We start from the raw sequence: 24,979 nt of genomic DNA on the forward strand, positions 1-24,979 counted from the left end.
TACCTATTCCTCCTGTATTTGTGACTGCACCGTATACTGTTTACCATCTGTTCGAACAAAAAGCGCACCTTGTATATCTGTACGCATAATCTCTATTTGCTGCTCCTTAAGTCTTTCTAATGTTAATCTGTTAGGATGACCATAAAGATTTCGAACACCTGCACTAATCATACCATATTCTACGCTTAGTTTCTCTAAAAACTTTGAGGAAGATGAATAACTTGATCCATGATGGGGAACCTTCAAAATCTCTAAATCACCTAAATCATCTAAATCATTTTCTAAATACTTTTCTGTAGCAAATCCAATATCTCCTGTAAACAGTTCTTCAAATTCTCCATACTTTAATACACAAACAAGTGAAGCTTCATTGGCATTGCTATAGTCAGCATCTTTGTAAGGCCAAAGCACCTGTAGGCAAACATCATCTATTCTCACTTCATTACCTGTATACCCCTTATAAATTGGAATCTTGTTCGCCTTACACAATTTCGTAAGTCTAAAGACATAATCATCTTCTAAATGATCAGGCACTTGCCACATAACTGCCTTTACAGGATAGCCTGCCTCTATTAAATCAATAAGCCCACCTATATGATCTTCATGAGGATGTGAAACAACAGCTAAATCTACTTGCCTTTTTCCTTTATATTTAAGATAACTTTCTACCTTCTTGCCCGACTGCTCTGGTCCACTATCTATAAGTAGCACCTTGCCCTTTGGTGTTGTTACAACAGTACAATCTCCTTGCCCTACATAAAGATGTGTAATATCCACAGATGATCCCTCTGTATTTAAAAGCCCTATTAAAAGCACTAGACCGGCTGCTCCCATTAAATAATAATTTCTGTTACGCCATATATTATTTAGATTAAAACCTATTAGGCATAACATGCCATAGTATAAAATAAGGAGCAAGCCACTTGGCCTACCTACTATTAAAGTGGCATAGGGCAATGTAGTCAGAAAAGCTCCTATACTTTTAATACCCTCTAGGCAACCTAAAATACTATAGGCTAATAAAAAACTAATGCCTGGCATTACCATACTTAATAAAAGGACTATGAATATTAAAGGAAGCAAAAATCCAAAAACAGGGACCAGCAGTACATTAAGGAGTACACTTAAAAGAGGTACTTCGTAAAAATGATAAGCTATAACAGGGCTTATAAAAAATCCTATACATATGGAAGGTAAAAGTATGCGACATATCTTAAGCACACTTTTTGTACAGCCACATTCATGTTTTATAAAGCGATAAATAGATTGATAAAAAGCTGTACCTAATAAGGCCGTAAAAGAAAGCTGAAAACCTACCTGATAAAGTTGAAAAGGATTACCTATTAGAATAATTAAAGCTGCTAGTGCTAAGCTACTTAATAAATCATCCTCCTCCCACAAACTTCTTACAATAAGCATAACAGTCAACATTATACTTGCTCGCATAACAGATACCCCCATACCTACAAGTATGCTATAGCTCCATATACCTATTAGACTCATCCAATTTCTCATTTCATAATCTAGATTCATAAATCCTAAAAGCCACCAGATGCCACCTGCTATGATACTCATATGCAAACCTGAAATAGCAAGTACATGTGCTATCCCTAGTTGTTCGTACAATGCCTTTGTATCAGCATTCAAATCTCCGTCTTCTCCTATTACTAAAGCACTCACTAAGCCATCATCTTGCCCTTTAAAAATGTACTCAATCTGCATACGCACTTTCTCTCTTATTTTATAAAGTACACCTTTATAAGGCCATCTTTTTATAACTTGTTGTAGCTTGACTTCATTGACAATTCCCTGACTTTTTAAATAAAGACCATAATCAAAGTCAGAGGGATTGTACTGCTTAGGTAAAGGATTTACTTTTCCCTGTATAAGTACAGTCTCTCCTAAATGAAAGTCCTCTTGATAATTTGTAATCACTTTAATCTTACTTCTTAAGGCTACTGCTTTATCCTTTTGTACGTTTATCACTTGATCTAAAATAAGAACTTGATTAAAAGCTGTTTCTGCTTCATCTATTATAATCCCCTTTAAAGTGACCTGTTCTCCTTCTAAAAACTGTTCTTTAGATACAGGATGCATCTGCATACTTACGCTTCCTATCCCCATCATAATAATTAAGAGCATATAAGCCCATTTCTTTGTGTAATGTATAATCACTAAATTACTTCCAAGTACAATTAAACCATAAATAAAAAAGGAATGATATGAGATATTCTCTCTTATCATTCCCCCTATTAATCCTAATATAAAATAAATTCCTACCCAAACTAAGGGTCTATGGAGTCGGTGCAATAATCGCTTCATTCCTTTCAAAGATACCACCTGTATGGATTGGAAGTGTGAACTCTGTCTGTTTCTTTCCATCCTTTAGGAAAATAACTTTTTTGATTCTTGATAACTCTGTTAATGAGTCTACAATAGAATAAATCACAATATCTTCTCGTAAACCATTAGCCAGCTGTGGTACTTGTAAATCATAAGACAAATCAATTTGGCATACCCCATCTTGTGTTTTAATAGCATTAACCTTTGTATCTATAGGTAGTGGTGCTACCAATCCTTGTGTGACAGGACCTTTTATAAGCTCTGCTAGAATATAATTTTCAAGTGGTGTATTATTATCGACTCTAATTTCCCTTGGTTCTTTATAAAGCAAATCACCTTGTGGTCCTGGGAAGTATAAAGTAATAATCTGACTATTTGTCGGTGGCTTAGGATTGAGTACACTAATTAAAATATCTTTGCGCTCTACTGGTTCAATCTTCTCGCCATTGCTATTGACAAGTGGCTGATCCCCTGCAAAGAATTCAATTTTATCAATAAATTCTAACTCTGTAAGCGTATAGACAAGCATAGCCCGATGAATAATCTGTGTTGGCGTATCTAATTTATCATAATCCTTTGTAAAATTAATAAAAGCACTGCGTTCCTTTAAAATAGCCTGGTCAATATTAAAGTTTATGGGTCTTGCACCTTGGTTACTTGTCTGCGGTCCTTTTGCAAGTGCATCAATGACTGTAAGCATCAGGCGTTCATTCGACATATCAGCCGTTATTTCAAGTTTACGTTCTTCCATAACTAATGCATTCTGATGTTCATCATAAAAATAAAGGTTAACTTTTTCTAAATCCCCACCTGAACTATTACCATTAAAGCACCCTACACCTAATAAAAGAAAACTTAAACTTAGTAATAGGAGGGGGATACGTATCCATTTGTTCATCCTCTTCTGCCTCCTCTTATATCTGCCTAATCGGTATTTGAACTGTGAAAATAGAACCTTTACCTTCTTCACTTTCTACTTGTATCGAACCATTATGCATAATAACTGTACGGTATGTAATAGAAAGCCCCAGGCCTGTTCCCCCTGTTTCCCTATTACGTGTTTTATCTGTTCGATAGAAGCGTTCAAATATTTTAGATTGTTCATCTTTTGCAATACCAATACCCGTATCTTCTACACTTACCCATGCATCTTGAAGGTCACTTTGTAAAATAACTCTTACTTCTCCACCTTCTGGTGTATACTTAATAGCATTCTCAATAAGATTGGATATAGCAAGTGTCAACTTCACCTCATCAATATCTACAAAAATTTCCTTATGACTTTGATAAATAAGCTTAATGTCTTTCTTCTTAGCCAAAGGAATAAGTCTTTTTAAAATGGCTTGTGTCATATCATTTAGGTTGGTTGTTTTAATGTTCATCGGTACTTCTGTCTGATCCAGCCTAACAAGTGTCAATAAGTCACTAATAATATTATTGAGCCTGTCCACTTCAGAGTTAATATCCATAAAAAATTCCTGATACATTTCTACAGGTACATTTTCCTGAAATAATAAAGATTCTGTTAGAACCTTAATAGAAGATAAAGGTGTTTTTAATTCATGAGATACATTAGATACAAATTCCTGTCTAGAATGTTCGACACGTTGCAACTGCTCAGCCATATGGTTAAAAGCATTACCCAGTTCTGCAATTTCATCTTTCCCTTTAATATCTACTTTTTGGTCAAGCTGGCCATTCGTAATCTTTTGTACAAATTTCATAAGAAGTTTAAGTGGTCTTGAAATAAAAGAAGAAGTAAAGAAACTTAATAAGCCTATCAGAAAACTTGTAAATAAAGATAATAAGTAAACTTGATTACGCATTTCACCTAATGAATCATAAATATCATTTATATAGGCTGTAACTACAACGGTACCTAATACTTCATCTTTATTTTCTTTATCTACTATAGGAACAACTGCACTGATCACTTCTTGGTCTTCTCTTATAAAAACCTGTGCACTCTCTTCTTTATTAAGGGCATCAAAAACCTGCTTATTCATAATGGTATGCCCTTTATCAGCAGCTGCTGAATCTGCAATAATATAACCTAGTCTATCTACAACTACAATACGTCCATCAAATCCCTTTTCTTTACCAAGTCCCTTAATATAGGACTCAAAGTAAGTATAACTTGATTGGTCTTTGAGATAGTTACCTTGCGTAATTTGTATTGAGATACGATTTGCCTCCCTAAGCCAATCGTGCTTACTTTGTTCAATATAATAAGATTCCATACGCCCCATTAATATGGGAGAAAAAAACATAAATGGCAAAAAGCTTACTAAAAAGAATAAGATAAATAATCTCCATCTTAGGCTATGGAACCATTTCATCTTAATCCTTAAAATAGTAACCTACCCCCCATTTAGTATGAATATATTCAGGTTGCCCTGGATTTGGTTCAATCTTTTCACGCAGCCTTCTTACATGTACATCTACTGTTCTAACATCACCAGGGTAGTCACGCCCCCAAATTGTATCAAGAAGCTGATCACGGCTATACACCTTACCTGGGTGGGTTGCAAAAAGTTCAAGCATATCAAACTCTTTAGCTGTTAAATTGATTTCTTGATTATTTAAAAATACACGTTTGCTACTTAACTCTAATTTTAAACTGCCTACTTCAAGGAGCTTTTTACTCTGTTCTTTCTCACTTTGTACAGAGCGTCTTAAAATAGCCTTAATACGTGCTTTAAGTTCTAAAATATTGAAAGGCTTCGTCACATAGTCATCTGCTCCATATTCAAGTCCCATAATCTTATCCATATCCTCACCTTTTGCTGTAAGCATAACAATAGGAATATTGGAGAACTCTCTTACAAGCTGACATACCTGTAGCCCATCATATTTGGGAAGCATCACATCTAAAATCATCACATCATAATGTCCCTGTTTAACCAGATTAAGGGCTTCTTCCCCATCATAAGCTACATCCACTTCCCAGCCTTCTTGTTCAAGACTAAACTTTATTCCTTTAACAATGAGTTTTTCATCATCTACCACTAATACTCTACTATTCATTTTAACTCCTCCTATTCTATTGTAATATATTCTAGTAAAGCTTCATAAGTCTTCTGACCAATGCCAGAAACATTTTTTAACTCCTCTAAATTTTTAAATAATCCATGCTCATTTCTATATGCAATAATCTGACTGGCTTTCACCTCTCCAATTCCCGGAAGCTTTTCAAGTTCCTGAATTTCTGCTGTATTAATATTCGTGCGACCAGACTCACTTTCCCTTAATCTATTGTCATATGAATCCATCACTTTGTCAATTTCTTCTCCTACTTTCGGGATATAGATTTGCTCATGTGCTGTTACAACTCTTGCAAGATTAGTTGCTTCCCTATTAGCCTCTTCAGTAAATCCTCCAGCTTTCATGACGACTTCCTCTATAAGGCTGTCTTCCCTAATCTCATAAACACCTGGCCTCTTAATGGCTCCACAAATAAAAACAGGTACCATCTTATTAGTAGGAACAATCTGTTCATGAGGTATTTCTACTTCTTCATCTATAGATAAGCTTTCTAATTCTGTTGTTTGAATAATTTCAATAACTTCTTGGTCTTGATGAGCTATGCTATAAATTAAACTAGAAACAGTTAGTAATATAAAGATAAACAGAACTTTATACTTATTTAATAATTTTATCACATAATCACCTCTTGTACAAAGTTTTAACATATTTTGCATAACTTAGTCACCTTGACCTTTACGAATACTTATATTTTTTATATACTATTACTATTGAAAGGAGTATCATCGTACTTATGAAAAAAAATACTTTTAGACAATTTATTAATATTGTATTAATTTTAACATTATTATTTAATACACCTATTTATTCTGCTGAATTAGATGCCAATAACAGTTCTTCTGGAGCTCCTACAGTAGAAGCTGAATCTGCTATTTTGATGGATGCTAAAACAGGAGAAATCTTATTTGAGAAAAATAGTACACTTAGACAATATCCTGCAAGTATTACAAAACTTATGACCGCTTTATTAGCTATTGAAAATCTGAAGCCTTCTGATATGATTACCTTTTCAGAAGAAGCTATTTATGGGATAGAACCTAATAGTAGCCACATTGGAATGCGTGTAGGGGAACAAATTACAGTTGATCAAGCCTTACACGGACTCCTTCTTATGTCTGCAAATGAAGTGGCTAATGGTATCGCTGAAAAAGTAAGTGGATCTATTGAAAACTTTGCTGTTGCCATGACTAGAAAGGCTGAATCTTTAGGAGCTAAAGGCACTCATTTTGCTAATCCCCATGGTTTGCACGACGACAATCACTATACAACTGCACTAGATATGGCTCTTATTATGCGCGCTCTTTATAACAATGAATACTTTTTAGAAATCATGGGAAATTTCACTTATGAGATTCCCCCAACTAATAAAGTAAATGAAAAACGCTATCTTGCTCAGCAACATAAATTATTAACACCATTTGGTGATAGTACATTATATAGGCAAGATGTTATTGGGGGTAAAACAGGGTATACTGACCAAGCACGACATACATTAGTTACAGCAGCCAGACAAGGAGATATTGATCTTATCGTCGTTATTTTAAAAAGTAGCAGTAAACAAGGTATGTATGAAGATACTTCTAAATTACTCGACTATGGCTTCAACAACTATGAAATCTTTGATCTCCTTACACAAGATGAAGTCATTTCCACACTACCTATCTATTCTATTAAAAGCGGCAAACTTATTGAATTTGCAAAATGTGATATTATTGCTTCAAGCAACGAATCCGTACTTATTAATAAAAACATTAAATTACGTGACCTTGTTACGAATATATCGCTCCCAGAATATCTCGAAATGGGCGTAAGTCCAGGCGATGTCGTAGGCTCCATTGAATATATTTACAATAATAAAGTTCTTGCACGTAGTGATCTTAAAGTAGCAGATTTTGAATATGCTTCTTCACCCTATACGGCAAACCAGCCTACTAAACCACTTATTACTTTTCCTCTTTCCTCTTTCCTCATTTTACTGGGAATTCTAGTAAGTATTTGTGTTATACTTATTATAATCATTAAACGTAAACATAAAAAACGCTTCAAACATAAAAAACTTAAATTTTCAAAAACATTAAAATAAAAAGGATGCTACATTTTTTGTAGCATCCTTTTATTTTTAGAAAAGAATTGTTTTACCATCTTGCCAAAGTCTATCCAGACCATAGAATTCTGCATCTTCTTTATATAGAACATGTACAATGACATTACCATAATCCATTAAGATCCAGTTAGCTGTCTGATAGCCTTCTTTTTGAATCACTTCTATATTTTCTTCAGATAATGCATCTTCTAATTCATCCACTAAAGCTTTTGTTTGTCTTGTATTACTTCCCGTTACAATAATAAAAATATCTGCAAGTGTTGTAATCTCATGAACATCTAACACTTGTATATCATCAAGTTTTTTATTATCTAAAATGTGATAAATTTTTTGTGCTAGTAAAATAGATTCGTTATGCAATAGTCTAAAACTCCTTTCTTAAATAACACTTATTCTAAAAATGTCTTTTTAGTATAACGCATACTCCTTGATTAAAATATCTGTTATAGGATGCATAGACTGTTTCTGATGATTTACAACATAGTCTTTTGATCTTGTTAATGCTATATACATGGCCTTATTTAAATCATATTTTGCAAGTCTTCTTATTTCTTCAATACCAGGATAAGGTTTTCGCCCTCTCTCTACCATATCTGCAAGATAAATAATCTTCTCTAAATCTGTCATATGTTCTCTCCCTATTGTATGAGAACGAATACTATTTAAGATATCTTCATCATGTATACCCCACTCTTTTTCAAGAAGTAGTGCACCAATTTTGCCATGTATAATGTGAGGATGCTCTCTTTCAAATTCATCTAGTACAATGCCTTCATTCTCACAAATAGCTAAAGCTTCCTGCATATGCATTTCTTTTGCAATATCATGGAATAGAGCTGCAATAAAAGCTTTATCTGTACTGATATTATGAAGATTAGCAAGTTCTGTTGCCATCTCTACTACACCTTTTGTATGTTCATATCTCTTTTCTGACAGTATACGTCTTACATACTCGCTCATTTTTGTAATAAGGCCTTTATTCAAGGATACTGGATGGGTATAGAGTTTATGTTTATAAATATAGTTTTCGACAGCACTTGTTACAAGATATTTAATAGGAGCCTCATTCTTCACACGTGCTCTAATATCCGAAGATGAAATAGCGAGTGCTGGCACTTCTAAAAATTTAATACTTGAATGATACTGACTACGTAATTCATCAATATGTGTAATAAGCTGCTGTTTTTTATAGCCTGGCCTTGTTACCGCTACAAAAGTACACATTTGCAGAAGCTCTTCAGAATTTTTCCATGTCAGAATTTCATGTACAGCATCTGCTCCTGTAATAAAGTATAGCTGTGTATCTGGGCCGTATAAAGTACGTAGTTCCTTAATAGTATCAATCGTATAAGTTGTTCCCTTCCTATCAATCTCAATACGGGATACATTAAAGTGAGCATTTGCTGCTGTAGCCAAGACAGTCATTAAATAACGCTGTTCTGCTGGTGTAATTCCCATACCCGCTTTATGTGGTGGGTTTCCTGTAGGCACAAAGAGTACTTCATCAATTTTAAATTCATGTCTTACTGCTTCTGCTGTTACTAAATGTCCCATATGTATAGGATCAAATGTTCCACCCATAATAGCAATTTTCATCCTAAGTCTCTCCTTTTAAAGTTTATCCTTATTGATAATGATGACGCTACATAAAGTAGCGCCATATATTATGAAGGTAATGTAATTTTAGGGTTTTTCTTTGCTGGTTTATAAAGTACAATTTTCTTTCCGATAACTTGTACTGGTATAGAATGTGTACGTTCACTAAGTACTTGACACATTTCTTTTGGATCTTCTAAACAGTTATTTAAAACAGAAATTTTTACAATTTCTCTTGCATCCAATGCAAGTAAAATAGCTTCTGTAACTTCTGGTGTTAAACCATTTTTACCAATTTGGAAAATCGGCTCTACTGTTTGAGCAATAGATTTTAAATAAGCTCTCTGTTTGCTTGTAATTGTTTTCATAGGTACATTCCTTCTCTATTTATAATATTCAAACTCAAGGTCATAAATACGTACTGTATCACCTTCTTGGATGCCAGCTTCTTCAAGTGCATCAATAATACCTCGTTCACGCAGATATTTCTGGAAGAATGCAAACCCTTTTTCTGTATCTAGTGAAGTATAACCTATCATCTTCTCTACACCTACACCTTCAACAATGAAGTAACCTTCTTCTTCATTATTAATTGTAAAGGCTTCATGGTCAATTGTTTGCTCTTCTTCAAAGTCAGGCTCAAATACAATAACTTCATCTGGCACAGTTGCAAGTAGGTTACTTACATCTTCTAATAAAACTTGTAAATTATCATTTGCTGCTGCTGAAATTGGAATCACTTTAAGCCCTTCTGGTTCAAAAACTTCTTTAAGACGCTCAAGATTTTCTTCAGCTCCTTCAATATCCATCTTATTCGCTGCGATAATTTGTGGTTTAGTCTCAATAATCTCAGGATTATATTGATTCAATTCTCTTTGGATTGCATGAATATCTTCAACTGGGTCACGTCCTTCACTTCCTGAAGCATCTACTACATGCACAAGTACTTTTGTACGTTCTACGTGTCGTAAGAAGTCATGTCCAAGACCTACACCTTCAGCAGCCCCTTCAATAAGTCCAGGAATATCAGCCATAACGAATTGTTTGCCATATTGATTAGAGACAACTCCTAAGTTTGGTGATAAAGTTGTAAAATGGTAATTTGCAATTTTAGGCTGTGCATTACTTACCATTGAAAGTAGTGTAGACTTCCCTACATTTGGATAGCCCACAAGACCTACATCCGCAATCATTTTTAGCTCAAGTGTAACCCAATATTCTTTAGCAGGACGGCCTTTTTCTGCATATTTTGGTGCCTGTCTTGTTGGTGTAGCAAAATGCTGATTACCACGACCACCGTAACCGCCTCTGAAGATAACTTGTTTATCATCAACTTTGTGAAGGTCAGCAATAATTTTTCCGGTCTCTGCTTCTTTTATAACAGTTCCTTGTGGAACTTTTATAATTAAATCCGCTCCATCTTTACCATGGCAACGTTTTTTGCCTCCATCTTCACCGTTTTCAGCTTTATAGTGTCTTTTATGCCTAAAGTTCATTAAAGTATTCATACCAGGGTCAACTTGGAAAATGATATGTCCACCACGGCCTCCATCTCCACCGTCTGGACCACCATTGGGTACATATTTCTCTCTTCTAAAAGAAACATGTCCATCTCCGCCTTTTCCTGATTTAACAAATATTTTCACGTTATCTACGAACATTGTCTCACTCCTTTCATCTATAGTGTATGTTAAAATTTATTTTTCACTCTCTTAATAAAAAGAAGGTTTCAACAGATGTTGAAACCTTCAAGTATATCTCTATTACGCTTCTTGTGCTACTGGATATACAGAAACTTGTTTTTTGTCTCTGCCTTTACGTTCAAATTTAACTCTACCATCAACTAAAGCAAAAAGAGTATCATCTCCACCACGGCCTACGTTAACGCCTGGATGAATTTTAGTACCTCTTTGACGATATAAGATGTTACCAGCTTTTACGATTTGTCCATCTGCTCTTTTAGCGCCTAAGCGTTTTGATTCAGAGTCACGACCATTTTTTGTAGATCCAACCCCTTTTTTATGAGCAAAAAACTGAAGGTCTAAACGCATCATTTAATCCACCTCCTGAGTTTTAAAGTGATTTATTTTTTATGATAATGTATTCTCCGTACATTTGTTCAACAGACCTAAGGCCCATTAGCATCGCCTCTAAAAGAAGCGTTGCTTTTTCATCTGGTGCACCCTGCTTACGCTTCGGAAAAGCACAATCAATAATGCCCTCAGACTGTTTTACACTGTTTAGTGTAACGATTTCGGTAGTTAATGCTTCTATTGCATTAATAGTATTAATCACAAGAACACTCACAGCACTACAGACAATATCCTGTCCATGGTCAGCATAGCCTGCATGTCCAGATAATCTAAAGCCTGTTAGATATTCTTTATCATAATAAAGGTCTACTCGAATCATAGGAATTACGCTTCAATAGCAGTAATTTTCACTTTTGTGAAAGGTTGACGATGACCTTGTTTTTTGTGGTAAGATTTTTTAGATTTGTATTTGTAAACAATGATCTTAGGACCTTTGCCTTCTTCTACAACCTCAGCCTTAACTGCTGCACCTGCAACAACAGGGCTACCTACTACAACTTTGTCATCTTTAGATACAACTAATACTTTGTCGAAAGTAACTGTTTCACCAGCTGCTACGTTTAATTTTTCAACGAATAAGCTTGTGCCAACTTCAACTTTGTATTGTTTGCCACCTGTTTCAATAATTGCGTACATCTGTACACCTCCTTAAACCGTAAACTCGCCGGATGTGGTACTATAAATAGTTTCAAAACCTCTCCGTGCGGCTAAAACACTTCATTAATATATCATACTACTTGTATCATGTCAACTTATTTATGCAAGATGATATTTAATTTCATAACTTCTTTTTGAAAGTGACGTTTTCTCTATAAGATGAAGTTTAATACCATAAGTTTCCTCTATAAGTCTATCCCTCTCGGTAGTTTTAATCCAAGTTAAAAGTTCACTATGACCATAAAGATAGATTTGTTTCATAGCTGTTTCACTTGCAGTTAGCTTGATTTTTTGTTCAATCTCAAAAAAGATATAATTAAAATGGTATTCTCCCTCAGCAGTTTTAAGCTTTTGATGAATAGGCAGGTACTTCTTAGTACGTGTAATTTGCAGTAAATCTAATTCAGTAAGGGGGTAGATCTTAGAACGTCTTCCATCTAATGCCATAAAACGCTTCTTAGCAAATTCATAAAGCTGTATACGATCTTCCTTTGACTTAAGATCTACTAAATCTATAATAATAATACCTGATAAATTGCGTCTCATAATCTGATAAAGACTTTCTTCTATAGCTAACTCATTTAGCTTACGTACTGCCACGTTACTATTCTTACCTTCTATAGCTTTAGCACTATTGACATCAATTACAGTCATAGCTTCCGTATAGTCTACTACAATATTACCACCATTTTTAAGCCAAATCTTTCTCTTGAGTATATCCATAAAATCTTTTTCTATACTAAACAGTCTAAAAATATTCTCACAATAAGGATAAACTTTATAAGTGAACTCTACATTTTTTAAGAACACTTTCTGTCTTTCTTCTACATCCTTTAAAATCTGATCATTATTACAAATAATCTCCACTGAATCTTCTGGTGTTACATGTTCTTTAATAACTTGCCAATACAGAGAGTCCATTTCTATAAGTGTTGTCCCTTTTTGCATGGCATCTTTCATTTTTCTAAATTGAGTTACTTTCTCAAGCAAAAAAGCTGCTTCATCTATCAGCTCTTCTTTAGAAGCTTTCTCTGCATTCGTACGTACAATAAAGCCTACGTCCTCTAAAGCTACTTCTTCAATCCAACTTTTTAGCTCTGCTTTTATATGCTTATCTTTAATTTTTTTAGAAATTTGAATACCTGTTTCAAAAGGAAGGGCCACTAAATAGTAACCCTGTATACTGACCATTGCTGTTAGACGGTCTCCTTTTTCACCTTTATTCTCTTTTTGGACTTGAACAGGTAGCCGCATACCTGGTTGTAAATGCTTAAGATAAGTTTCAGGTACCCCTGAAAAATGCAAAAGACCATTCTTATCTTTTCCAAAGTCAATAAAAGCTGCTTTAAGATTCTTTACAACTTTTTGAACCTGTCCTTGCACTACTGTATTTTGACTAAGCACATCTTCTTCATCTTGTATATAAACTTGATGTAAAGTACCTTCACTCAGTATCCCAATGCGCATAAAACTTAAAGCATCATCAATAAGGATTTGCTTATGCATTTTCTGCTCCAACTTCGCTTAACGGCTTAAGATGCCCTTCTTCTGTAGTTGCATAGAGCTCTTCTCTCTCTATAGTATAAACCATACCTTCAAGTTCTACTTGTAATAAAGATTTTAAAAGAAGGTCTACATTTAAGTTTTCCATACTGCCTGCCGCAATCCTTACTTCAAAAATTGTGCCATCCTCTTCTTTAATCTCCACATGATGAATAAGGGGTTTAATATCTACCTCTTTTGTTTTCTTCTTACCTTTTTTCAGTACAACAAGTTCAGAAGCATCTAATCTTTTTTTTGCACCTTCAATTTGTTCAGGTGTAAGCTGATTCTTTTCAAAAGTGATGCGGTAATCTGCAGCTGTTACTAAGCTCATAAGAGAAGGTGTTCCCTCTTTAATCACTGAAGCTTCTACAATTTTAATACCTTCTGGTAAAATAGTATTTAAAGTTGCTACAGCCTCTTCTACATGAATATCTGTATCCGTAAGCATGTCCATATACTCCCCACAACTTCCTACACCTACTGATAAAGGAAGGGCAAAGAATACTTTTGCATGTGGATTAAATCCTTGTGAATAAGAAATTGGAAGACGCGCTACTCTAATTGCTCTTTGGAACATTCTGATTGTATCTAAATGACCTACAAATTTTACATAGCCTTGTTTTGTAAATTTTAATCTAGTTCTCATAACATACTCCTTTGTTAAACTTACTTGCCCCACATCCAGAACACTTCTCGCGACATTGTGGTGTTGTTACAGCTTCATGGGCTTTTTTGCTCTCACGGATAAGGAAGTTCTTTGTTACACCAATATCAATATGATCCCATGGGAATACTTCATCATATTCACGTCTTCTATTCGCATAGAAAGCAAAGTCTACATTTGAAAGACGTGCTGCTTCATTCCATTTCTCTCCATCAAAATGTTCACTCCAGCTATCAAATGTACAACCTAATTTAAATGCCTCATAAATAAGACCTGCTACCCTTCTATCTCCTCTTGCAATAACAGCTTCTAATACACTTGTTTTAGCATCATGGTGATTGTATTTAATTTGTTTGCTTGAAATAGCACGTTTAAGCATAACATGTTTCTCAATGAAACTTTCACATGTATCTTGTGGTTCCCATTGGAATGGTGTAAAGGCTTTTGGTACGAAACAAGATGTACTTACAACAAGTTGAAGTGCTCCTTGGCGTTTAGACTTATCAATATTGTAGTATGTGTTTACAATACTTTCAGCAAGGTTTGCAATACCTACTACATCTTCAGGTGTTTCACCTGGAAGTCCTAGCATGAAGTAAAGTTTAACGCGATTCCAGCCTCCATTAAAGGCAAGGTCACATCCTCTTAAAATTTCTTCCTCTGTAATATTTTTATTGATTACATCACGCATACGCTGAGTCCCAGCTTCTGGTGCGAAAGTTAAGCTGCTCTTTCTTACTTCTTGTACTTTTTGCATAAGATCTACAGAGAAAGCATCAATACGAAGTGATGGCAGAGAAATATTAACACATTCTTTCTCGCAAAGTTCTACAAGTTCATTTGCAAATGGTTCTAGATCTTTATAGTCACTTGTACTAAGAGATGCTAAACTGATTTCTTCATATCCTGTAGAAGCTAAAAGTTTTTCTGCATAGCCTAAAAGTACATCTTTCGACTTTTCACGTACTGGACGATAGATCATACCTGCCTGACAGAAACGGCAACCTCTTAAACAACCTCTAAACATTTCGAGTGTTACACGATCATGTACCGCTTGAATCCAAGGAATAACTTGTGTTGTTGGATAATATACATCATCCATATCTGGCATAATGAGTTTACGAATTTTTGTTTTTGCTTTTGGATGAAGTGGTTTCTTCTCTAAAATTGTTCCATCTTCTTTATAAACCTCTTCATAGAAACAAGGTACATACATTCCTTCAATTTCAAGAAGTGCTTCTAAAAATTCAGTTCTTGTACGTCCTTCTTGTTTATATGCTTTGTAAAGATCAAGAATCTCATCATAAGCAAGTTCTCCTTCACCAATATAGAAGAAGTCTATAAATGGTGCAAGAGGTTCTGGGTTATACGCACATGGACCACCTGCTACAATAATTGGATCATCCTCTTTTCTATCTTTACTTAAAAGTGGAATACCTGCTAAATCAAGCATATTTAAGATATTTGTATAACTCATTTCGTATTGAAGTGTAAAACCTACAAAATCAAAATCTTTAATAGGTGAATGTGTTTCTAAAGAGAAAAGTGGCATTTGTTTTTCTCTCATGATTTTCTCCATGTCTACCCATGGTGAGAAAACACGTTCACAGAATGTATCTTCACGTCGATTTAAGAAATGGTAAAGAATTTGCATTCCTAAGTGGCTCATCCCCACTTCATAAACATCTGGAAATGCAAAAGCAAAGCGTATATCTATTTGAGATAATTCTTTGTTATAGGCATTAATTTCGCCACCAATATATCTGGCTGGCTTATCAACTTGCTTTAAAATATGATCTGATAAAATAGTCATTTTTGTCCTCCAATTAATGAAATACGTGTTGTATTCCTTTTATATTTAAACCTTAGTTTAGCATCTATAAATATCCATAAAAAAAAGACTTGTTTAAGTCTTTTTTATCTTACAACTTCTCTCCAGCTTAAGTCTCCTCTTTCAAGAGCTTTCACTAAAAGTTCAGCTGTTGCGAGATTGGTCGCTATAGGAATGTTATGGATATCACATAGTCTCTCTAAAGCACCCACGTCTGGCTCATGTACTTTTTGAGTAACAGGGTCTCTTAAGAAAATAACCATATCTAACTGGTTGTGTGCAATTTGAGCGCCAAGCTGCTGTGCACCACCCAGATGACCTGCTAAATATTTGTAAATATTTAAGTTAGTTGCTTCTTCTACTAACCTACCTGTTGTGCCTGTGGCATATAAAGTGTGTTTCGCTAATATATGTCTGTAGGCAATTGTAAAGTTTTCCATAAGTTTCTTTTTAGCATCATGTGCTATAAGTCCGATATTCATCAACTTACCTCCTAAAACATTGATTTTTCTTTTCTCATCCCAACATTTAACACTAATCCTATACCAATCATATTCGCCCATAATGAGCTTCCACCATAGCTAATAAAAGGTAAAGGTAAGCCTGTATTAGGTAATAAGCTTGTTACAACCCCCATATTTACAAAGGTTTGCATGGCAATCATACCCATATAGCCTGCAATAATAAATCTACCAAAATTATCCGGAGCAGCATGTGCAATCCAAAGCCCCCTAGCAATCATAAAGAGAATAATACCTAGTACGATTAATATACCTATAAAACCAAACTCCTCTGCAATAATGGCTACAATAAAGTCATTATGAGACTCTGGTAAGTAATTCAGCTGACTAATAGCACCTTGATATAAACCTTTCCCCTCAAGTCCTCCTGAACCAATAGCATGAACGGACTGATTCGTTTGATAGTTTTCTGCCAGGTTATCTCCCCCCTGTATTTTAGTCACAATACGGTTACGTTGATAATCTGGAAGAAGTTTTTGATTTGGATTCCCAATAATATAGGCCAGTGCAATACCTAACACTAAGGTGCCTATCCCTACCGTCGTAAGCATTACTTTAAAGTCTAGTTTACTTATAAATAATTGTATCACTAGAATCCCTAAAATGACAAGACTGGTTGATAAATTGGGCTGTCTATTTACAAGAATAAAAGGCACAAAATGAAATAGTCCAATAATAAGAAGAGAAGGAATACTATTTATTTTATCATTATACTTCTCTAACATTTTTGCTGTACATAAAATACAACCAATCTTGGCAAATTCAGAAGGCTGTATAGTCATAGGACCAACTTGGATCCATCTTGTCGCTCCGTTAACATTTTTACCAAGGAAGAATACAGCAATCAGTACAATATTCATCAAAATATAAATAGGCAAATACCATTCTCCTAATAGGTGATAGTCTATAGACATAGCCAAAACCATAAGTCCAAGCCCTGCTATAAAGAACAGAAATTGAGATCTTAATATATCTATATCACCCGAATAAGAAGTTGCACTACTGATGGCAAGCATACCAATCCCCACTAGTGCAAATATGCACAGTACAAGCCAATAATCTATCTTCTTTAGATGTTCTCTCTTAAAATTGAACATGTTCTAACTTTACCTTTCTTAGTTATCTTACTTTTTTTAAATTTTTAATTGGAATATTAGCTGACAAAACAGGTGCTTTATTCCCTTCTTTATCACATTCCAGAGAAGATACCTCAATATTAAATTCATCTGTATCAATATCTACATATTTTGAAATAACAGCAATAATATCAGAACGCATCATTTCTAGAAGTTCTGTTGAACAGTTCATACGGTCATGAATAAGTACAAGTTTTAACCTATCTTTTGCAACATGACTTGACTGATTTTTTCTACCAAATAGTTGACTAAAATCCAGCATCCCTTTTCACCCTCTTTGCTTATTTTAGTTATTAAAACCAAATATTTTTTTAAGCTTACCTAAAAAACCATTGTCCATATCTAAATCTAAAAATGGTACTTCATTTCCTTCAATACGGTCTGCAATATTTCTAAATGCTTTACCTGCTAAAGCATTTTTATCAGATACTGCTGGTTCTCCTCTATTGGTTGTAATAACGATATTTTCATCATCTGGCACAACACCAAGAAGGTTAATTGCAAGGATTTCTACTACATCATCCATAGCCATCATATCACCACGTTTAACCATATTCATACGTACTCGGTTAATAATAAGCTGAATATTCGAAATGCCATTTGCTTCTAGCAATCCAATAATACGGTCTGCATCACGTACAGCTGACACCTCTGGTGTTGTTACAACAAGTGCACGATCAGCTCCTGCTACGGCATTTTTAAAGCCTTGTTCAATACCTGCTGGGCAGTCTACAATAATATAGTCAAAATCTTCTTTTAATGTATCACAAAGTTTTTTCATTTGCTCAGGGCTTACTGCATCTTTATCTCTTGTCTGTGCAGCAGGTAATAGGTAGAGCCCTTCATAACGCTTGTCCTTAATAAGTGCTTGTTTAATACGGCATCTGCCTTCTACAACATCTACTAAATCATAGACAATACGATTTTCAAGACCCATAACCACATCTAAATTTCTAAGACCAATATCTGCATCTAAAAGAACAACTTTCTTTCCTAATAAGTTTAATGCAGTACCAATATTAGCAGATGTTGTCGTCTTACCTACGCCGCCTTTACCTGATGTAACTACGATTACTTGACTCATGTTTTTCCCCCTCTTATTCTTTCTGTTATCTTATTCTATCATATGATTAAGCGTTTTAAAATCTATTTCTTCTACATATATTTGATCTTCATTCACATAGGCTATCTGTGGCATTTCATCCTTCATCCGGCTTACACTCTCTCCCTCTGGTGACTGTGCAATCACATTTCGAATACCAATCTGCATGGGATACATATGGTTAGCCAGTATAAAAGGGGTTTTAAATTTCTCATCAAGTCCTGCATGGACTTTCCCATTCAAGGTTCCCATTACAATTACATTACCACCTGCTGTAATGACCCCGCCGGGGTTAATATCCCCTATTACAACAACACTCCCGGCAAAGTCTATATGTTGACCTGAACGAACAATACCATAATGATATTTAGTTAAAGAAACATTAGGCCTTTCTAGCTCTTCACCAATCCATTTCAAATAGTCTTCTCTTTTATCACTACTACTTTGTTCAAATTCATGGATAAAGGCTACATTTAAGATATTCTGATTGGCAAGTAAGCTCATAAGCTCATCTTGCTGCTCTTTAGAAAGCTTTCTGCCTTTAAAACGCATATTAACTTTTGCACCACTAAAAAACTTTTTTGAACTTTCTAGCTTGGTTATAAAGTTATCTAATAGTTCATCAAAAGGTGCATGTGCATCAAGCATGACTGTAATTCCATCTATAGAGCCTTTAAACACTACAAGGTTTTCCATATTACGTCTCCCCCTTTATTCAACAAACATATTATCTAATGTCATTTTGGGCACTTCTTTACCTAAACTAAAGTACTCTGTCAAAATATCTCTTGCAATAAGCTGGCCATAAGTTCCTTGTCCATTTGCATTATATACAGTTGTTACGACTGCAATCTGTGGATCTTTATATGGTGCAAAACCTACAAACCAACTATGTTCATATTTGCCTTCCTGCGCAGTTCCCGTTTTACCTGCTACTTCTATCTCAAAGTCTTTAAATGTATGACGGGCTGAACCAAGTGTACCATGTGTTACAGCATACATACCTTCATAAATATGTTCTAGTGTTGAGGCTTTAAGATTTAAAGTATTATATACTACAGGATCAGTAGCCATATAGCCTAGATCTTCTTTAACCTGATTGATTCCACTAATAACACGCAAGTCATGTACATTTTTACCATTTGCAAGGGCTGCAATATAGCGAGCCATCTGCAGCGGTGTGAAGGCATTATCACCTTGTCCAATAGCTGTACGGACAGTTGTACCCTCTTTCCAGTCTAATCTTAATCCTGACAAAATTTCATTTGTAATAGAGGTAATTAAGTTACTTTTCACTTTTTCTATCAAATAACCACGATAAATTGCTTCATCCTCATCCAAAGTTTCAAGACGTCTTTTAACTTCTTTCACAATTTCTCCATTAGGGTCTGTTTTAAACTGTCTATTATAAAGTGTATTATAAGCATATTCATAGCTATCTAAAATATCATAAACATCTATCTTATCTACAATTTCTTTAATTTGTGTATCTAGATGATCTGAAATGATCTCACCTATGACCTCTGTAATTTGAACTTTAGCTTTATTTTTTAAAGATTTTTCTTGTGTATCATTAATCGTTCCTTGAAGTATTTTTTCTAGATATTCATTAGACTTAGTTTGAAGGCTAAGCTGTATTTGTTTATAGGCATTTTCAATCAGACTTTCTAAATGATCTTCAAAACCATCTTGCAATACAGGCTCCAACTGTCTTTTGAGCTCGTACTGGGCTAAATAATCAATTTGCTCGTTTAAAGAAGGCCCACTTTGTGAAACAATTGGATAAATGCCTTTCTCCATTTCAGCTAGTACATCTTCTACATATCCTGCCATACGCTCTTCTTCTGCTTTTCTTAAAATAGAAAATTGCTCAGCTACTTGATTTTTAACTAAGTTATAGGGTGTTGAAATATTTGGAGGTGACTCTGCAAGTTCGATACCTGTCTTCTTATCTAGTCCAAACATCTCTACATATTTAGTGAGCATATCAATCCCACCATAAGGTGTTTTGCCTTTTAATCCTAAACGATAAGCTACCTCATAGAAGTAATAGTTACAAGATACTTCTAATGCTTTATTAAGATTAGTATTACCGTGTCCACCACCTGTATTAGTGTGAATCCAACATTTTGGAGCAGGTGTTCCTACTTTTTCATATACACCGGTATCATAAATCAGAGTGTCAGGTGTAACTACTCCTTCTTCAAGCCCTGCAATACCTGTAATCATTTTAAAAGTAGATCCTGGTGCCTTCGCTGTCATAAGTGCCCTATTCCATAGCATACTCCTGCTATCAAAAAGTGTGTTATAATAACGGTTAAAGTTAGTAGTCATTTGATTAGCATCATAAGATGGGTAACCTACTAAGGCGAGTACTTCTCCTGTATGCACATCTACAACTACACTTGCAGCACTAGATGGCATAATAGACATCTGGTTTGGCTTTAGCCCTCCTGTTTCAAGTTGCTGAATTAAGGTTGCTTCCGTTGTACCTTGTCGATTGTTCATAAAGTTAGTAACTGTTTGTTCTGACAAGTTAAGTGCGCCTTGTTCATTAAGTGCAAGAAGAATTTCTTTTTCAGTAAAATCTCCTGTTTCTTCATCTACAAGTTGAATAAGGAGATCAAGTGCATTCATAGTTTCCTTAATAACTGCATCTAGGCTATTGTATTTTTCCATAAGTCTTGTATAAAGCTGCTTTTGTATACTATCTTCTTTAGCTTCATCCATTTGCTTCAGATTAAGCTGACTACTTTCTAGCATAGAAACAATCATTTCTTTACTCGATACTGCCTCAACCTTATCATTTCCACCTTTAAGTCTTTCAATTAAAGCTTCACTTAGGTTTCTCTCAGTACTTTCATAAGCTACTTTCTGAAGGTCTAAATCAATAGTTAAAAACACATCATTTCCTGGAATAGCCTCATCTTTTTCTATAGTGTGTACACGTCTTCCTACGTTATCAACTTCAACGCGTTCTACACCCTTTTGACCTCGAAGCTCACTTTCCATAGTCTTTTCAATACCTTCATGCCCTACAATATCATCCTTGTCATATCCTTCATCTTTCATTTCCTCATACTGAGCTTCTGTAATAGTTCTGGTATAACCTAGTAGGTTTCCTAATACCTCTGGTTCTGTATAGTATCTTACCGGCGCTACATCTACCAGTATACTTGGGAAATCATCATGATGTTCTTCTAAGTAGGCAATGGTTTCATCTGAAACATGTGTTGCAAGTTCTACCGGTTTATATTTGCTATAAGCTACTTTGTAGATTTCTGTGCGAAGGGCAATGACTTTTCTAGCTTCTTCATCGGTCATGTTTTTAATATCATATTTAACTTTTAAATAATCAATAATTTCACTTGCTGATTTCTGTAAAAGTTCTTGTCTATGTTTTTCATCATTATAAGGAATGGAATACATAAACTGATTAATGCTTGTCTTACTTTCTGTATACTCAAAAGGTGTACTTTTACTAATAGGAATATTATCCTCATAAGTATCACCATTTTTCTCAAGTAAAAGGGCAAGTTCTAACAAAACTTGGTTGAGTTTTTCTTTATCCATCTTAACTTGTTGGTCTAAACGCACTACATTAGTTGGTTTATTAATAGCAAGAGGTCTACCGTATCTGTCATAAATAAGCCCCCTCGGTGCTGTTATATCAATAACACGTTCTACACTTGCTCTTAAATTGTTTGCATATTTATCATGTTCAATAATCTGAAGCTGATAAAATTTCCCTACAATAACAAGAAATAAAACGCATACACCTAAATACATTAAGAAAAGACGTTCTGATAACATATGGAGGATTTTATTTGTTTTCTTTTTCATATGCCCCTCCTGTACTTAAAATATATTCCTTGTTTTCTTTTCTCTTAGTTCTAACCTTTCATTAATTAGATAAATCAGTTGATAAAGAACTAAAGATAATGTAACTGTATAAATAACTTCTGGAATAACTAGTGCCTTAAGGAAAAAGAGTAAATTGGCTTTTCCACGCATAACATAAATAAACATGGAACTACAGCTCATAAATAAACTACTAAAAAGGGTACAGAAGAATGGCATAATAAAATTTTCTCTGTAAAAATTCTTATTAAACTTACCACATACATAACCAATAAGTATGTACGCTACTGTATGTTGTCCAATAAACATACCAAATGTTACATCATAAAAAAGTCCGGCAAGCGCTCCTATTAATGCGCCTTCCTTACTTCCTCTTAAAAGTGCAAAAGATACAATGATCATAAGCATAAAATCAGGTGCAACTCCACCTATTCGAATGGATTTAAAAAGTGTCATCTCAAGAATGTGTGTCATAACAAGTAAAATCGTTATTACAACTATACGCATAAGTAGTCCCTCTATTCTTCAGAATCACTAGTAATAACTAGTACATTTTCTAAATGTTTGAAGTCTACAAAAGGTTTGATATAAGCATATTGTGTCAGGCCATTTTTACCTGTTGTCACTTCTTCTACCGTTCCTATAGGAATACCGGGTGGATAAATATCACTTAAATGAGAAGTAATAATTTGATCTCCTTTTACAACTTCTGACTCAATATCAATCTCTAGTCTACACAGCCCCTTCTCAGCAAGTTCAATGTCACCTCTTAAAATACCTGTGTCACCTGTTCTTACTACTTTTACACTGATAGAACTACGATCGTCTATAATAGAAATGGCAGTAGATGTAAGAGGATCTACCTTTGTTATATGTCCAGCTAGTCCTCCACCTGATAAAAGAACATCTTCTTCTTTAATGCCTTGTATAAGTCCTTTATCAATATTAAAAGATTTATACCAGTTACTTATATCTTTTGCTATAACATTAGCCCCTAATGTTGGGTATTCCTGATAACGTTGTTTAAGGGATAGAATTTCCTTAAGTCCTTCATTTTCACTTTTGTATTGTTCTAACATAGTATTTTGATACAGTAAGCGATCATTTTGAGTTTTAAGTTCTTCATTTTCTCTAATCAAATCTTCTACGTTTTTAAAATACCCCGTTACTTCACTCACTTGTTCAGTTAGAAAATAAATACTCTTTTTAAAAGGGTAGGTAATAATATCTGCCACACTACTAAGCATGGAGATATTATACTTAACACCTAATACTACTGACACAGAGAGAACCGCAGTTACACTTATCCCGATTACTATGAGTTTCTTTTTGGTTTTTTGTGATAATTTCACGGCCTCTTACTCCTTGTCTCTATCTATTTATCGTCGGCAAATAGCCCCGCCCATTTTTCAATATTTTCAAGTGCTAAACCAGTCCCTTGTGCTACGCAGTCAAGTGGATTTTCTGCAATATTAACCGGCATACCTGTTTCTAAGCTAATGAGTGTATCAAGACCTGTAAGGAGTGCACCACCGCCTGTAAGCATAATACCACTTTCCATAATATCTGCTGATAATTCTGGTGGTGTTTTTTCTAAAGTATATTTAATGGCTTCTACAATAGCATTAACAGGTTCTTTGATAGCTTCTGTTACTTCTTGTGAAGTAATTGTTAAGATTTTTGGAAGTCCTGTTACAAGGTCACGGCCACGGATTTCCATTGTATTATTTTCACCAGTAGGATATGCTGCACCAATTGTAAGTTTGATTTGTTCTGCTGTACGTTCACCGATCATAAGGTTGTATTCTTTTTTAATGTAAGAAACAATGTATTCATCAAATTCATCCCCTGCAATACGAAGAGAACGACTTGCAACAATACCACCTAACGAAATAACTGCTACATCTGTTGTACCACCACCGATATCCACAACCATATTTCCTGTTGGTTCTTCTACACGAAGGTTAGCTCCAATAGCTGCTGCCATAGGCTCTTCCATAATAAGCGCTTGTTTAGCACCTGCTTTAAGTGTTGCTTCTTCAACTGCACGTTTTTCAACTGATGTAACCCCTGATGGTACACAGATGATAACACGTGGTTTTGGTGAGAATAAAGATTGTTTATATGCTTTTCCAATAAAGTAGCGAATCATTGCTTCTGTTGTGCCAAAGTCTGCAATAACCCCATCTCTAAGTGGTCTAATAGCAACGATATTTCCTGGTGTCCTACCGATCATTTTTTTAGCTTCATCACCTACTGCTAAAATTTGATTTGTCTTTTCTTTTATGGCAACTACTGATGGTTCATTTACTACAATACCTTTACCTTTTACAAAAACAAGCGTATTCGCTGTTCCTAAGTCAATTCCCATATCTCTTCCAAACATGTTCTTTCCTCCTACTCATGTCCATAATCATCATATGATCTGCTTGTATTTTATTTGTTAATCAAGTCGTTATCCTATAGAATTTGCATAAAATC

25 protein-coding genes are annotated in these 24,979 nt (G+C 34.7%); 1 reads left to right on the forward strand and 24 read right to left on the reverse strand.

All coding sequences use genetic code 11. The features are described from left to right. Positions 1-3 precede the first annotated feature (3 nt). The 5 genes from ACLTBU_RS00935 to ACLTBU_RS00955 form a co-directional block, all read right to left on the reverse strand. A complete protein-coding gene (locus ACLTBU_RS00935) occupies positions 4-2,244 on the reverse strand; it encodes a DNA internalization-related competence protein ComEC/Rec2 (protein ID WP_412217112.1) in 2,241 nt (746 codons plus the stop codon). A gap of 49 nt (positions 2,245-2,293) precedes the next feature. Further along, positions 2,294-3,241 (reverse strand): GerMN domain-containing protein, encoded by a 948-nt coding sequence (locus ACLTBU_RS00940; RefSeq protein WP_177669706.1) that lies wholly within the window; start codon positions 3,239-3,241, stop codon positions 2,294-2,296. Positions 3,242-3,257: 16 nt separating this feature from the next. Next, positions 3,258-4,583 carry a sensor histidine kinase gene (locus ACLTBU_RS00945; protein WP_337531019.1) on the reverse strand — a complete coding sequence of 442 codons (1,326 nt, stop codon included), beginning with the start codon at positions 4,581-4,583 and terminating at the stop codon, positions 3,258-3,260. A 100-nt stretch (positions 4,584-4,683) separates the two neighbouring features. Further along, positions 4,684-5,370, reverse strand: coding sequence for a response regulator transcription factor (locus ACLTBU_RS00950; RefSeq protein WP_177669701.1), 687 nt, complete (start codon positions 5,368-5,370; stop codon positions 4,684-4,686). Between the two features lie 11 nt (positions 5,371-5,381). Beyond that, positions 5,382-6,005 carry a helix-hairpin-helix domain-containing protein gene (locus ACLTBU_RS00955; RefSeq protein WP_412217114.1) on the reverse strand — a complete coding sequence of 208 codons (624 nt, stop codon included), beginning with the start codon at positions 6,003-6,005 and terminating at the stop codon, positions 5,382-5,384. A gap of 116 nt (positions 6,006-6,121) precedes the next feature. On the opposite strand from ACLTBU_RS00955, the gene ACLTBU_RS00960 reads away from it, so the two are divergent. Beyond that, the gene (locus tag ACLTBU_RS00960; protein ID WP_320649814.1) at positions 6,122-7,471 is read left to right on the forward strand and encodes a D-alanyl-D-alanine carboxypeptidase family protein; all 1,350 of its coding nucleotides are present in this window, start codon (positions 6,122-6,124) and stop codon (positions 7,469-7,471) included. Between the two features lie 36 nt (positions 7,472-7,507). On the opposite strand, the gene rsfS is transcribed toward ACLTBU_RS00960, so the two are convergent. The 19 genes from rsfS to ACLTBU_RS01055 form a co-directional block, all read right to left on the reverse strand. After that, positions 7,508-7,852 (reverse strand): ribosome silencing factor, encoded by a 345-nt coding sequence (gene rsfS, locus ACLTBU_RS00965; protein ID WP_177669696.1) that lies wholly within the window; start codon positions 7,850-7,852, stop codon positions 7,508-7,510. Positions 7,853-7,900: 48 nt separating this feature from the next. Then, on the reverse strand, positions 7,901-9,088 hold the full coding sequence (gene nadD / locus ACLTBU_RS00970; RefSeq protein WP_177669694.1) for a nicotinate-nucleotide adenylyltransferase: 1,188 nt from the start codon (positions 9,086-9,088) through the stop codon (positions 7,901-7,903). A 68-nt stretch (positions 9,089-9,156) separates the two neighbouring features. Continuing rightward, the gene (yhbY, locus tag ACLTBU_RS00975; RefSeq protein ID WP_177670006.1) at positions 9,157-9,447 is read right to left on the reverse strand and encodes a ribosome assembly RNA-binding protein YhbY; all 291 of its coding nucleotides are present in this window, start codon (positions 9,445-9,447) and stop codon (positions 9,157-9,159) included. Between the two features lie 24 nt (positions 9,448-9,471). Next, positions 9,472-10,749: a GTPase ObgE gene (obgE, locus tag ACLTBU_RS00980; protein ID WP_177669692.1), complete on the reverse strand. Its 1,278-nt coding sequence runs from the start codon at positions 10,747-10,749 to the stop codon at positions 9,472-9,474. Positions 10,750-10,851: 102 nt separating this feature from the next. Continuing rightward, positions 10,852-11,142 (reverse strand): 50S ribosomal protein L27, encoded by a 291-nt coding sequence (gene rpmA / locus ACLTBU_RS00985; protein WP_177669690.1) that lies wholly within the window; start codon positions 11,140-11,142, stop codon positions 10,852-10,854. A gap of 19 nt (positions 11,143-11,161) precedes the next feature. Continuing rightward, positions 11,162-11,500, reverse strand: coding sequence for a ribosomal-processing cysteine protease Prp (locus ACLTBU_RS00990; RefSeq protein ID WP_177669688.1), 339 nt, complete (start codon positions 11,498-11,500; stop codon positions 11,162-11,164). 5 nt (positions 11,501-11,505) lie between these two features. Further along, positions 11,506-11,817, reverse strand: coding sequence for a 50S ribosomal protein L21 (gene rplU / locus ACLTBU_RS00995; RefSeq protein WP_177669687.1), 312 nt, complete (start codon positions 11,815-11,817; stop codon positions 11,506-11,508). Positions 11,818-11,937: 120 nt separating this feature from the next. Continuing rightward, the gene (locus tag ACLTBU_RS01000; RefSeq protein ID WP_249332456.1) at positions 11,938-13,344 is read right to left on the reverse strand and encodes a ribonuclease E/G; all 1,407 of its coding nucleotides are present in this window, start codon (positions 13,342-13,344) and stop codon (positions 11,938-11,940) included. Next, positions 13,337-14,029 (reverse strand): TIGR03936 family radical SAM-associated protein, encoded by a 693-nt coding sequence (locus ACLTBU_RS01005; protein WP_177669683.1) that lies wholly within the window; start codon positions 14,027-14,029, stop codon positions 13,337-13,339. The genes ACLTBU_RS01000 and ACLTBU_RS01005 overlap by 8 nt, the downstream gene beginning before the upstream one ends. Continuing rightward, complete coding sequence (locus ACLTBU_RS01010) at positions 14,019-15,860, reverse strand: TIGR03960 family B12-binding radical SAM protein (RefSeq protein ID WP_177669680.1); 1,842 nt, start codon at positions 15,858-15,860, stop codon at positions 14,019-14,021. Before ACLTBU_RS01010 ends, ACLTBU_RS01005 begins: the two co-directional genes overlap by 11 nt. 104 nt (positions 15,861-15,964) lie before the next feature. After that, positions 15,965-16,360, reverse strand: a complete 396-nt coding sequence (mgsA, locus tag ACLTBU_RS01015) for a methylglyoxal synthase (protein ID WP_177669679.1) — start codon at positions 16,358-16,360, stop codon at positions 15,965-15,967. 11 nt (positions 16,361-16,371) lie between these two features. Beyond that, on the reverse strand, positions 16,372-17,496 hold the full coding sequence (rodA, locus tag ACLTBU_RS01020; RefSeq protein ID WP_177669677.1) for a rod shape-determining protein RodA: 1,125 nt from the start codon (positions 17,494-17,496) through the stop codon (positions 16,372-16,374). A 22-nt stretch (positions 17,497-17,518) separates the two neighbouring features. After that, positions 17,519-17,794, reverse strand: coding sequence for a cell division topological specificity factor MinE (gene minE, locus ACLTBU_RS01025; protein ID WP_408646574.1), 276 nt, complete (start codon positions 17,792-17,794; stop codon positions 17,519-17,521). 27 nt (positions 17,795-17,821) lie between these two features. After that, positions 17,822-18,619, reverse strand: coding sequence for a septum site-determining protein MinD (gene minD, locus ACLTBU_RS01030; protein WP_177669673.1), 798 nt, complete (start codon positions 18,617-18,619; stop codon positions 17,822-17,824). Between the two features lie 30 nt (positions 18,620-18,649). Further along, the gene (minC, locus tag ACLTBU_RS01035; RefSeq protein WP_177669671.1) at positions 18,650-19,333 is read right to left on the reverse strand and encodes a septum site-determining protein MinC; all 684 of its coding nucleotides are present in this window, start codon (positions 19,331-19,333) and stop codon (positions 18,650-18,652) included. A gap of 15 nt (positions 19,334-19,348) precedes the next feature. Next, complete coding sequence (locus ACLTBU_RS01040; RefSeq protein ID WP_412217118.1) at positions 19,349-22,480, reverse strand: penicillin-binding transpeptidase domain-containing protein; 3,132 nt, start codon at positions 22,478-22,480, stop codon at positions 19,349-19,351. A gap of 15 nt (positions 22,481-22,495) precedes the next feature. Continuing rightward, positions 22,496-23,005, reverse strand: a complete 510-nt coding sequence (gene mreD / locus ACLTBU_RS01045) for a rod shape-determining protein MreD (protein WP_177669667.1) — start codon at positions 23,003-23,005, stop codon at positions 22,496-22,498. Positions 23,006-23,016: 11 nt separating this feature from the next. Next, entirely contained in the window at positions 23,017-23,850 is an 834-nt protein-coding gene (gene mreC, locus ACLTBU_RS01050; protein ID WP_249332455.1) for a rod shape-determining protein MreC, read from the reverse strand. A gap of 23 nt (positions 23,851-23,873) precedes the next feature. Next, on the reverse strand, positions 23,874-24,884 hold the full coding sequence (locus ACLTBU_RS01055) for a rod shape-determining protein (RefSeq protein WP_177669663.1): 1,011 nt from the start codon (positions 24,882-24,884) through the stop codon (positions 23,874-23,876). Positions 24,885-24,979 lie beyond the last annotated feature (95 nt).

The sequence above is a fragment of the Zhenhengia sp. genome (assembly GCF_046966505.1).
Classification (GTDB): Bacteria; Bacillota; Clostridia; order Lachnospirales; family Cellulosilyticaceae; genus Zhenhengia; species Zhenhengia yiwuensis.